This is a genomic window from Acetobacteraceae bacterium, assembly GCA_004843345.1.
Lineage (GTDB): Bacteria > Pseudomonadota > Alphaproteobacteria > Acetobacterales > Acetobacteraceae.
This window is the reverse complement of record CP039460.1, coordinates 1,332,673-1,345,412: the sequence shown is the minus strand read 5'-3', so window position 1 is coordinate 1,345,412 and position 12,740 is coordinate 1,332,673. Positions and strand designations below refer to the sequence as shown.

Below are 12,740 nucleotides of genomic sequence, written 5' to 3'. Positions count from 1 at the left end.
GCGGCCTGTTGCGCGGAAGGCTGCTTCTTTTCCTCCATCGGAGATGGAGGCTCTGGCATTGGAAGCTCCATAACGGGATTTTTTGCAGCAGACGCTTCTGAAGAAACGGCCTCTTTGCTTTCTTGCCCCTTTTCCACAGACGGCGCTGTGTCTACTTTTGGTTCTACTTCACTGCCTGAAAGCATCACGGAATCAGCCATTCCACCTCCTTATATTCTGCAACTTTTAAATCTTTAGCGCCAAACATGTACTCTCCCCAGGTTCTCAAATGATTTGACCTGAAATTTTCTGCACTGGCCTTAAATCTCAATTTTCCATTTGGTGTTCGGGAAAGGCCACCCTTCGCAACAAAAAAAACTTTAACAGAACGCGTTCCACAAATTTCAAACAAGCGCCGTGCCCCTGCCAAAGCCGCCTCTTTAGGCCTTTTTAACTGTGGATCAGCTTCCACTAAGGCATAAAGATGCCCCCCTTCGGGATAAATCACAATGGCTTCTATTCGGCTATTCTTTTTTTCTTCTGGCTGAAAATCACGCATCGCTGAGCGCACTTCTTCTGCCAAATCGTACGGATCAAAAAATTTGCCTTCTTGTATCACCGCTTCCACAACACGACCAAGGACAAAAAGCTCCTCCCCGAAAAGAAAACCAGCATCCCCTGTACGAAACCATGTTTTTCCAGCCTCATCCTCATAAAAAAGAACAGGCCGCTGGCTTAATTCTGTACCCTCACGCTCAAAAGACCCAATATAGGATTTCGCAACACATGCCCCTGTAACCCAAATGTCACCAACTTCACCAGATTGCAGCCATTCATCGGTTACAGGACTGCGTACCCGAATCTCATGGTCTGGCAAAACAGCACCACAACTCACGAGAAAACGTGTATCTTCTTTTTTATTCTCTAAAGTGGAGAGAACAGCATGGCCTTCCGCCATTGCAGAGCGCAGAAACCCTCTTATCTTCAAGCCTGTTTCCGAAGTAATAATCAACGTTGTTTCTGCCATCCCATATCCTGGGCGAAAATTCAGCGCAGAAAAACCATTTTCCTCAAACGTATTTGCGAATTTTTGCAAAGAAGCCGCATGAAGAGGGCCAGACCCTACGCAAGCGACACGCCACGAAGATAAATCCAAATGATCTGACTTTCCTGCCAAAGCAGCGACCGCCAAATCATAAGCAAAAACAGGGCCTATTGAAAAACAAATCTGATATCGGCTAATAGCCTCCAGCCAGCTAGCAGGATTTTGAATAAAATCCTCTGACCTTTGAATATAAACACGCTCCCCCGAAGCAAGACTTAAAAATAAAGTCGTAATCAGCCCCATATCATGGGTAAAAGGAAGCCAGCTCAAACCGGGGCCTGGATGGATATAAGCTGCCTGCTCTGCCTGACGGTGCAAATTCGTCAAAATCCCCCTTTGACTGACAGGAACCCCTCTCGGTTTTCCTTCTGTCCCAGAAGTATATTGAATAAAGGCCGTATCTTCATGACTTTCCCGTATCGGCTGAAAATAAGGCAAAGCCTTTTCAGCCTGCTCTGCCGGAAGCCAACGCACATTAAAATCAGCACAGAGAGAAGAGAACGCTTCTAAATCCTCTTTTGTCCCAAAAACAGCTGCAGCCTTGGAGTCTGATAAAACATGCCGCAACCGCTCAACGGCCCCTGACAGAGAGGGAGAAACCCCTGAAACAGGAATACATCCGGCATAAATAATCCCAAAAAATCCAATAAGAAATTCAGAATAATTGCCACCCAAAAGAACAACAGGACTTCGAGGTGGAATATAAGCGGCAATCATACCCGCCACTTTCCGTGCCTGCGCCTCAAGCGCTTGAACAGAAAGCTCGCCTTCCACATCTCCTTTTTTATCTAAAAAATAAAAACCAGCATTTTCCGGATACAAATGCGCCCGCATTCCTAAAATCTGATCCAGCCAGCCCGTTCGCCAATCCAACGCTGTGCGCAATTCACCATTTTCACCATAAGGACGCGTCATGACAGGGATCGAAGAGATCTCTAAATCGCCCTTTGAAACCGAACCTTGCATTACCCCTCCGCACCAAACGCATCATTTTGTGAAAGCGTGGAAGTTCGTTCCACGATCCGCCCAGCAAGCGCATCCGGTGTTCTCGCCGTCGCCAAAATAGAAACAGGCAACTCAACCCCCAAACGTTTCTGCACAGCCACTTGAAGCTCCATTCCTGCCAAAGAATCTAATCCCAATGAATCCAAAGGCGTTCTCGGCGTAATTCCACCTGCTTCAAGCTGCAAAATGGCTGAAACCTCTTCTAAAATTACTTTTAAAGCAAAAGATTTCCGTTCTGACTTTGGAAGGGACAATAATGCCTGCCCTATTTCAATATTTTCCCTTTCGTTCAACAACGAAAAACGAGCCTCTCGACCAATAGCAGGCAACGTTCTGAAAAAAGCCTGCCAATCAATGGAGACCACAGCCCCCCATTTTTTCTGCGTATGCGCAAGTACCGCCATTAAATCAAGTGCCTGTTTTGCAGAGATTACCCCAATACCTGATTGACGGAAAAGGGCTAATGCATTGCCATTTTGTGTCATTCCGCCTTCGGCAATCGCCCCCCATCCCACAGAAAATGCGTTTATCCCTTTCTGACGTAAAAAAGCGGCAAAAAGATCTAAAAAAACATTGGATGCCGCATAAGCTGCCTGCCCTGAATTCCCAGAACATCCGACAAAGGACGAGTAAAGCATGAAATATTTCGGCCTTAGAGAGAGTTTCTTACAGGCCTGCCACAGTGCGATCGCCCCTCCCATTTTAGGAATCAAAACGGCTGATATTTGCTCTGCTGAAAGATCAGTTAGTGGCGCATCCTCTGTTACACCCGCCGCATGAAAAATACCGCCCAGCGGACGTTTCTGCGTTATTTTTTTTAAAACTGGAACAAGTTTTTCAGGCTGTGAAATATCCATCGCATGACAGACAATCTCAGCGCCTAATTTTTTTGATTTTACAATGAGAGACTTCCATTCTGGCCTGTTTTCAGGTCTTTTCCGAGAGACAACATGTAAATGCCTTGCACCATTTTCCAAGAGCCAATGAAGCGTCTCAATCCCAAATCCGCCACTTCCCCCTGTCACTAGATGAACGGCCTCCGCATTCTCAAAAAACGTATTTTTGAAATTTTCCCGTATTTTTGCAGGGTTTTCTGAAACGTTTTCCTCTTTAGAGAAATCTAAAATGATCCGTCCTGCATGGGCAGGATGAGAAAAATGCCGAAAAGCACTCTGTACTTTTTCTAGGGGAAAAAATTCCGATTTTGGAGGTACTAATTTATTCTCCAAAAGCAGCCCGTATAATTTTTTCAAATCCTCTCCTGCAATTTCAGGATGGGATTTCATCATGCGGTCAAGATCATAAGAGAAAAACGCTAAATTCTCATTAAACGGCGTCAAATTAAGCGCATTGCCTTCAACAATATCCCGTTTACCGATTTCAACAAACCTCCCAAACGGCGCAAGGAGCTTTAAACTTGCGGTCAAGGCCTCTCCTGTTAAAGCATTTAAAACGACATCAACGCCTCTTCCACCTGTTTTTGCTAAAATCTCATCGTAAAAGGCCAAGCTTCGGCTATCGAAAACAGCTTCCACATTTTTTTGCGATGCCAGCCAAGTGCGCCTCTCTGGACTTCCAGCGGTTGCAAAAATTTTAACGCCTCTTAACTGTGCAATTTGAAGCGCCATCTGCCCGACACCACCTGCGGCTGAATGAATAAGAACCGTTTCACCTGCCTCTAAATGCGCAAGACGCACCAAGCAGCCCCATGCAGTCAAAGCCGCAATCGAGAAGCCCGCCAACGCTTTAAATTCTGAAATTGGAAATAATTCTCGAAACGAAGCTGGAAGAGGGAAAAGTAACTTTGTGTCTGCTGGGAGAACACGCCGGGATTCAAAAGCCCCTGGCATAAACGAAAGGCAAAGATCTCCTTTTTTAAAAAAAGAATCTGACGCAGAACATGCCTCGACTTCAACCAGTGCCTCCATCCCTAAAATACCTGCGGTATGCGTATTTCGCAGCACAAATTCCGGCACAAGCCTCATCACATTCAGGAAGTCTTTAAAATTCAACCCTGCGGCAATGGTTTTAACCTGTATTTCCCCTTCAGACAGCGGTGGTAAAAGCACTTTTTCCCAGCCAAGCCCTTGCGTAAATTGCTTGCCGTCTTCATCCCGAATAAGACGAAGCGCAACATTCGAGGCTTTGGGATCTAAAAGCTTTTGAAGAGAGATTTCTTCTCTTAGCATCGTCTTAAAAGAAGATTTCATCTCTTCTATCCGAGGGACAAAGCGCCCTTCTCCATTCAAGAAGACTTCTGTTTCTGAAAAATCCTCCAAAGACATCTCTGCCGCTAAAGATTTGGAAATCTCCCCAACATCTCCTTCAAAAAAAACAGTTTTAAACTGAAAAGTTGGATATTCTATGCGTGCCGAACGCAAAAAGCCCAATAACGGGATCAGATCTAAACTTTTTTCATCTATAAAATCTGTTTCAATCTCTGGAAAGATCCCTTCCCCAACCAGCGTCAGAGAAAAATGCGGAAAAGAGGCCACTGTTTTTAAAAGCGCTTGAAAAGCTCGTAAGAGTGCTACGGCTTCTTCAATTCGATTTTTACCTGCCTGTTTTTGAGGCAAATAAAGCAATCGGAACGCAGAAGGACTTTTCTCTTGTAAACAAGCCTCTATCTCCGAAAGTGTCTTAAAATGCGTAAGCTTTCGCCCATTTGTCTCAAGCGCCTTAAGGGCCGCTCGGGAAACACCCTCCGCATTTCCAAAAATATAAAGGGGCTGTTCTTCTGCCAACAAGGCTAAAGGCGGTGCGAGTTCCCACTTTATTCCGAGTAAAGAAAGAGGCTTTCTCTTTTTAAGGGCACGGCATTCAAGGCCACGCATTTCTCCTAAAAGAAGGCCTTCTTCATTATAAAAAGTACCGTCTAGCGAAAGCGTTTCTTCTGTCAAAGCTGTCAAAGTTACTTTAGCAACAAGATGCGTCAGTCTTTTAGCATTTTCCCTGCCATACCAAACAAAACGTTCGATTGCACAAGGCGCATAAGCCGCTTCTAATTCCTCTGGCAACAAAGCCAGCCCCATCTGGAAAGCCCCATCAAGCAAAACAGGATGAAGCAAATAACGGGAATCCCCTTTTTCCTGTAAAACAGCGGGAAGCGCAACCTTTCCAAAGGCACTTTCGCCAATCTTTCGGCCAGAACGACTTAATGCCACAACCGATCTGAAAGAAGGCCCGTAATACACGCCCAAACGGCGGAATTTTTGATAAAAATCTGAAATCTCCACCGCTTCCATCTCTGGAGAAGCCATTGCCTCCTGATAGGCAAAAAATTCTTCTTCCCCCCAAGGAGCCGCTTCCAAAATAGAAACATCCCCATGCGGCAGCCATGGATTTTCGTCCCCAATACTTGCAGGCAACCAGCTCGCAAAAGAAAGCTTTTTTGTGTCTTTTCTAAATTGCCAAAAAGCTTGGCTCGTTAAATCCCGAGCAGGAAATAAGGGCGATTGAAGATGCAAATCTTCTAAAATACATGCTGCCTCGCCTGTCATTTCCTTATGCGCTGCCAATCCTGCCTCAACAAAGGCGGCACAAGGGAAAAGCCAATCGGCAGCCTGCCCATTTTGACGCTGAACAGCATGATCTGGAAGCCATGGCAGAAAACCTGTTGTCAAATCAGCTTTCCAGCTTCGTTCTGTGCCTTCCCGGCTTGTTCCAAGAACGGGATGAACGGTTAAATCCACACGATCTTTTTTAGCACCAATCCGCTCTGGCGGTGCCATAATTTCAAGTCCTAAAGGATAGACAGGAAGGGTTAAGTTACGCCCGCCTTTTTCAAGTGGAATAATCCCAGCCCCTTCGGAAAGGAGGCGTGCCCCAACCTCCTGCAAAGCTTTATCAAGTGGAATTTTTCGCTTTAAAGCCAGAAAATCGGGCTGACCGCCACCACTTCCTAACATGACAACCAACGAAGCAGAACTGCGTTTCGGCAAAGCAGGCAACGCTGGCACTTCCGTGCCCTCAAAAGCGTCCAAAAGTGCGGAAGCTGTCACCTTATCATTAAAATAAGCTGCAATAAGAGAAGCTACTTTAGAGCCTCCTTGCGCCTCTGCTGCAATCCCTGTCAGTTTTAACTGTAAAGAGTGTAAAAATTCTGCCGCTGCTATTTGCAAAATAGCGCTTGAAAAAGGCTTGAGCGCTTTAAAATTTCCAGCCTGACGCAAATCTTCGAAAATTTCTGCCTTAGCATCGCTGTTCCTATCCCGCTTCTGTTTTTCTTTCAGCAAAGAAGTTGCTTTACACGCAATTCCAGAAGGTAAATCCAATAAGACAACAGCACCTTCCCTCAAGGCTGGCACAGGGGAAGCGCCAAAATACAAACAACTTGTTTCTAAAACAGTGCTATCAGGAACTTCGCCATAATAACCCCCTTCTAAAGAAGGCAATTCCCCATCTGCTTCGGCAAAACGGCGCAAAAGCGCCGCTATTTCTAAAAATGTCCGATCTTCTTTCAAAAGAACCAAACGGTAAGTCAGCAAATCACGCTGCCGCAACACATTTTGACAGACATCACGCCAGAAAACAGGCTCATCTTCCGCCTTCTGCCCTTCGATAAAATCAGCATAATCTTTTGCTTGTTTTTTCAAAGCAGGCAATGTGGCTGCACTCAAAACAAAGGGAATGTTTTCCTGAAAAATAGAAGTGGCTCTTTTACTGGAAGGACGCTCTTTCTGCGCAAAGGAACGCAAAACAACCGCCGCATTTGCACCGCCATATCCAAAAGAATTTGCTAAAATATAATGAGATTTACCTGCTTTGACTTTCGGCAGCTTCACGCCCTTTTCAGGGAGATGCAAATGATATTCTTTTAAGAAATCCGCTGGCTTGCCTTCACAGGGCCAAGGCGGAAGGCGCTTATGCTCCAAAGAAAGCATCGCACGCATCACCCCTGCCACACCGGCACTCGCCTCTAAATGACCAATATTTGCCTTAATTGATCCAATCAACAATGGGGAAAGCTCTTGAGAGCGTTTTTGCGCAATGGCTTTGGAGACAGCGGCCGCTTCAATCGGGTCGCCAACAGGCGTGCCTGCACCATGCGCCTCAACCGCTGAAATCTCGTTCGGATGCAACCCTGATTTTTCTAAAAGAGAGGCCATCAAAAGAGCCTGCGCCTTTTGAGAAGGAACAGGCACAGCAGCGGTTCGTCCGTCTTGATTGAGTGCGCCTGCGCAAATCACAGCACGCACAGGATCACCATCTTCAAGCGCTTTTTTCAACGGCTTTAAAAGGAGAATACCAGCCCCTTCGCCTCTTCCATAGCCGTCTGCCTTGTCCGAAAAACTTTTAGAGCGCCCATCTTTTGCAAGAAACCCTGCCTTCGCCATCGTAATGGCGGGCTCTGGAATCATCATATAGCTTGAGCCGCCAGCAAATGCCATTTCGCAACTGCCCTGCGCCAAGGCCTCACAGGCCTGCACAATCGCTGTCATCGAGGAGGAACATGCCGTATCCACACTCATAGCAGGGCCATACAGATTGAAAACATGCCCTAACCGTGCGGAAACCATGCCTGCTGTACTGGAAACAGCCGCAAAATGGTCTTGAATTTGCGCCCGCATCTCTGACCTGCCGGCATAGACAAGAAAATCATCTAAGAAAGCGCCAATATAGACACCTGTTTTTGTACCCTTAATCTGACTTGGGGCAAGTTTTGCATCCTCAACCGCACGCCAAGCGGCAAACAAAACATTGCGCTGCAACGGATCGAGCAAACTGGCCTCACGGGGAGAAAGACCGAAAATTGCACAGTCAAACGCATTCACATCCCGAATGATAAAATGCCCCCGTGTCATACAGGTTTTACCTGCGGCTTGGGGTGCTGGAGAATAGAAACGCTTAAACGACCAGCGATCCGCAGGCACTTCGACAGAAGCGTCCCCTGATCTCATTAAAAAATTCCAAAGGTCTTCTAACGATTCAATTTTTGCAGGAAAAAGCAGCCCTGCCCCAATAATGGCAATTTCCGTTTGACTTGAACCGCTCATTCCGTCCCTTTTCGATAATCTAATGTCTGAAAATCAGGCCAGTTTTATCTCACATCTCAAAGCATGGCTTCTTATGAAGAAAAGCATCTTACCCTTGCTAAAATCAACAATAATTTTTGATACCCTACCATAAAGAAAGGGCGTCAATCTGAATACCCAAACTGACGCCCTTTTGAAACCTTCTCAAGCCTCTTTTTTTAAAAGCTTTTCTGGAATCTCTTCTGCCAGCTTCTGATCTGGATAAGGCCCTCCAGCAAGAATTTCGATAATCAGAGAATATCCGAACTGAAGCACTTCCTGTTTTCCAAACGAAGGCAGCGTTGCCTCCCCCTTTGTCCAACGGCAGGGGGTATTCTCAACCACGTCCCAGCCTGGGGCATTTGCAACATGGTAATGATGGGCATCAATCGCATGAAACTCTGTGTTAATGCCGACCAGCACTTTCCCAACCAGCACACCAAGCTGACGGCGGTCATCTATCCACGGCCCAACAGATTCCGAAGGACGGAAAATTTTTGAAACAAGACTTTGTGCCGTTTGCCCTGCTGGAATTTGAAAAAAATATTGATTGCGACGCTTATTCGCAGGTTTAATCAACTTGCCATTGCCTAAACGAATGCGGAGCGCCGGATCCTTGCTAAATTGCTGCACCTGCTCCTCAAAAAGAGAAACCTTCTGAGCCAGCGCTGCCGCCTCAAATTTATTCCAAAGACTACGCACAAAACACAGGGACACGTCCAAAGGGGCTGCTGCATCTTTTTCCCATGAGTGACTGGGAATACGCTCAAGGCGGATGACATCATTGGGCAGATTAACCGCCTCACGGCGTTCCTCTGTATTGAGCCAGCTTTCCGTAAGAACCCCTTCTGCTTTGATAATCGAATGCGGTTCTGTCTCTACATGGAAGAAATCAAATGCTGCCAAAGACGTATCGTAATAAATTGTCCTGCCATTCACCAACATGCGAACGGGCACAAAACGCCCTTCAAACAAGAAACTATGCTCTGCGGTTACCCATAAATCCTGTTCTGGAAGATGTGCGCCAAAAGCGCCTGCTTTCACACAAACAGCCCAGCCTGCCAAATCCACTGGAAGATTCTGCCTTAAGTTGCTTTCTTTATGCTGAATGAAAGTGATTTTGCGTGCGACCTCTTTGCCATCAACAAACGCCCAAAGCTCGTCGCCTGCTTTAAGGTCTTGCACTTCAATCTCACCTTGTGGCGTTGCAATCCGTGTGCCACGAAGAAAACAAGTGTCATACACAATGACAGCCGTGCCATTATCGTCCCAGATTTGGAAAGAGCCTGAATTATAGCTTCCAGCCAAAGTGGCACTCCAAACGCTTTTGCCATCAGACATCAGGGTAACGGTATTATTATGATAGGTAACGCTTTCACCTGCACCATAATCCACCCCCATCACTTCAAGCTCGCCATAATTGCCCATCTGAAGATCGGTAACGGTTGCCCCTTTTTCAACCCTTAGCAAACCGCCCATTTGTGTCGGAGACGTCCCTTCACCAACGCCATCTGCCAACGTTCCATTTGCAAAAGTTGCGCCTTGAGAAACAATCACGCCATCATTTGGCGAAGCGTCCGTGAGGGTTACGCCCCCAGCCCAGTCATTCATACCAGCCCCAACCACAGCCCCATCTACAGAACCGCCAGCCTGAACAAGCATCGTTGCACCTTGCAAAATATTCGTCTCCGAAGCGGTTGCGCCATCGCTGACAACCATCGTGCCCCCCTCGGAAAGAGTAGCGCCATAATCCACACCAGATTCATTGACACTCACGACACCGCCAGCCATCACGGTTGTATCGGAATCCACACCGCCTGAGGCGACAATTTGCGTTCCGCCGTTATTCACCACACCATCAATCGAAGTGCCACTGCCAAAGTTTGATGACCCTGAAAGCACGGTCCATGTGCCGTTTGAATTTGACCCCATGGCGTTCGCCTGCGCTACCTGATTAGCATAATTTGCGCCGACCTCAACCGTACCGCCATTATTAACAATATTTTCCGAGGCAACCCCACCGGCAACAGAGAGAACAGCCCCCCCTTGAATTGTATTTCCTACCGCAAGGCCATTGGCATCAATATAGCCATTTGCCCCATTCACACCGCCATCAGCAGCCCCCTGAAAGAGCGCCCCTGAAATTGTTCCGCCACTTTCGGCGATGGCATAGCCAGCGATTGTGCCCCCAGCGACCGTGCCACTGCCATTGGCATCAACAACACCGCCAGCATCAACCACCGCATCAGAAATCACCCCTGTTCCAATGGCGATCCCCGAAGTGCCATTTTTTTTCAAAACCAGGTCTTTATTACCGCCAGCAATTGCAACCCCACTGCTGAGAATATGCGCATCCTGAAGCAGAGACCGCCCTGTCGTCACACCATGATTGCTATTGGAAAATCCACCTGCTAACAAAACACCGCCCGAAGCCGCCGTTCCGTCATGTATTGTTGCGCCGTTAATCACATCGATGGAGGCCTCAACAGAATTGCCTGCGGCATCCTTTCCCCCAATGGCAACGCCTCCGCTCACAATCGTATCAGAATACCCAGAACGTCCAACAATGACGGCGGCATTGCTGAAAGCAATTAAATTGGAATAATTTTGTCCACGCTCTTTTCCATAAAAACCTGTGTAATTTGACGTGCCATAAAACACAGTCGATTTTGAGCCAAACGTATTTTTTGCTGTGCCGCTACCGGTTTTGCCGTTTCCGCCAAAAGCCTTGCCGTCCACTTGAACGGCGTTTCCATTCGCCGTCACGGTGATATTGGCAAAAGACATCTGAATACTCTTTGCCGCCGCAAAATTCCCGACAGCTTCATGGTCGGAAATTTCATTTAAATTTTTAACGAATCCACCATTTTGAACACTCGACTGATTCAAAGAATCTTCTGAGACGGCCCGGTGCTTTACATGATGAGAATGTGGCATATAAATCAGTTTTCTTCCGACCTAACATGAAGGAGAAAAACCCCTCTAAAAATAAAAGGTTAAAGAAGACCATTCTTTCTGATTTAATTTTCCTTGTCCAGAGAGAAAAATCTCCCCTTTCAATGGCACTTGAAAAGAGGGAGATTTAAGCCTCTCCGCCTAATTTTTCGGGAATTCTCCCTTTGATGCCAGCGGCAAGCAAATGGCGTTCCACCATGCCAAAATTATCCCGTGGCAGGCGAGTCGTCCGAAAAAGCGGCAAGGGCGGCAAACCCGGATAAAGATCATGAAAGCGTTTGCTTAAAGATTTAAAATCCAATTCACAGCCTTCTTTGGGCACAACAGCACAGGAAAGGCGCTCTCTGCCCTCGCCGTCCGTATAAATGAAACTGCCAGCATCTTGCACATTGGGGTCTTCCGCCAACACGGCATCGATTTTGGCTAAATCATATTTACCACCCCCGAGCGTTACCAAATCATCGGCACGCCCTTCGAGCCAAATTTCCCGAATGCCGTTTTTAAAAAAGAGTTTTCCCCGATCCCCTGTAAAAAACCAGCCATTTTGGAAATAGCGGGCGTTAGCGCCAAAATAAGCGCCCCTGACAGAATTAACGGTTTGATAGCCCGAAATCCCATCGTCCACACGAACCCAAATCTCTCCCATCTCACCCATTGGAACAGGCTCGCCGTCCTCATCAAGAATTTTAACATCGGCCCAAGGCATCACAGGCCCTGCATGTTCGGGCGCAATACGCTGGCTTCCAGAGACCATCGTAATAGGCCCCGTTTCATCTGTTGCATAAACCAAACGTACATTTTGTGTAAAAGATTTATAACAACGCTCTAAAAGCCGGTTACTGGCTCGCCCGCCTCCCAAAACGAGAGAAATATCAGGAAGGGCATAACGCACAGGCCCTATGGAATCGAGCACAATCGCTAAATGCGAAGGGGTTAAAATCGCAAGGAAAGGCCCTTTCCCTGCAAAGGCAGCCGCAGGATTGGCTGGATTGTGAAAGCGCACCAGCGCCCCGCTCGACAGAGCGGAACAAACCGACAAAAACCCTGTCAGCATAGAAGGGTGAACGGTAGAGACAAAAATCGGACGGACAGGCGTTTCGGACATCACTGCATCCATCCAAAGCAGGCGTGAGCCCCCCTCACGCACCTTAGAGCGTGTCAAAATCACAGGCTGAAATCCACCCACCGAAGCCCCTGCCAAAGCGACATAAAAAGGGCTGGTTTCGGAGATTTCGAAATCAGGCTGAGAAAGCGTATTTATGGCTGCTGGCGGTTCGGCAACAAAAATTTGCTGAAACCATTCAGGGCCAAGGGTCAAATATTCAAAATTTTGAGAAGCGCTTTCAATGGCTTTTCCGCCGATAATCACATCGGGGGCTAAGGCTTCAAGCGCCTCTTTCGTTTCGCCTGCGGCCTCTGGCGGCAGCGTGCAACAGGTTAGAGAAAGACGGGAAAGCGCTAAAAAAATCATCCAATGGTGAAGATAATTCTCAAAATCAATCGCAACAAGGCGGGGCGCTTGCGTTTTAAGCGGTATCAGAACCGAAGCAATTTTTTGAATGACTCGTTCCAAGGCCAAAAATGTCAACGAACCGCCTTGGAAATCCAAAGCGGTGCGCTCCGGGTACAAGGCGGCATTGCAGGCTACAAATTGATCAGGCATTCCGTTTCTTTTTATCCCG

Annotated in this window: 4 protein-coding genes; all 4 read right to left on the bottom strand. The window is 47.2% G+C overall.

The window, feature by feature from the left end; translation table 11 throughout:
• Positions 1-184 precede the first annotated feature (184 nt).
• Positions 185-2,050, bottom strand: a complete 1,866-nt coding sequence (locus FAI40_06635) for a fatty acyl-AMP ligase (GenBank protein QCE35037.1) — start codon at positions 2,048-2,050, stop codon at positions 185-187.
• Positions 2,050-8,085, bottom strand: coding sequence for an SDR family NAD(P)-dependent oxidoreductase (locus FAI40_06630; GenBank protein ID QCE35036.1), 6,036 nt, complete (start codon positions 8,083-8,085; stop codon positions 2,050-2,052). Before FAI40_06630 ends, FAI40_06635 begins: the two co-directional genes overlap by 1 nt.
• A gap of 183 nt (positions 8,086-8,268) precedes the next feature.
• Entirely contained in the window at positions 8,269-11,040 is a 2,772-nt protein-coding gene (locus FAI40_06625) for a hypothetical protein (protein ID QCE35035.1), read from the bottom strand.
• A gap of 145 nt (positions 11,041-11,185) precedes the next feature.
• Positions 11,186-12,721, bottom strand: coding sequence for an acyl--CoA ligase (locus FAI40_06620; protein ID QCE35034.1), 1,536 nt, complete (start codon positions 12,719-12,721; stop codon positions 11,186-11,188).
• Positions 12,722-12,740 lie beyond the last annotated feature (19 nt).

Bases quoted from the DNA above. Each gene is read 5' to 3' on its own strand.
- FAI40_06635 (QCE35037.1), bottom strand. From the start codon at position 2,050: ATGCAAGGTTCGGTTTCAAAGGGCGATTTAGAGATCTCTTCGATCCCT.
- FAI40_06625 (QCE35035.1), bottom strand. From the start codon at position 11,040: ATGCCACATTCTCATCATGTAAAGCACCGGGCCGTCTCAGAAGATTCT.
- FAI40_06630 (QCE35036.1), bottom strand. From the start codon at position 8,085: ATGAGCGGTTCAAGTCAAACGGAAATTGCCATTATTGGGGCAGGGCTG.
- FAI40_06620 (QCE35034.1), bottom strand. From the start codon at position 12,721: ATGCCTGATCAATTTGTAGCCTGCAATGCCGCCTTGTACCCGGAGCGC.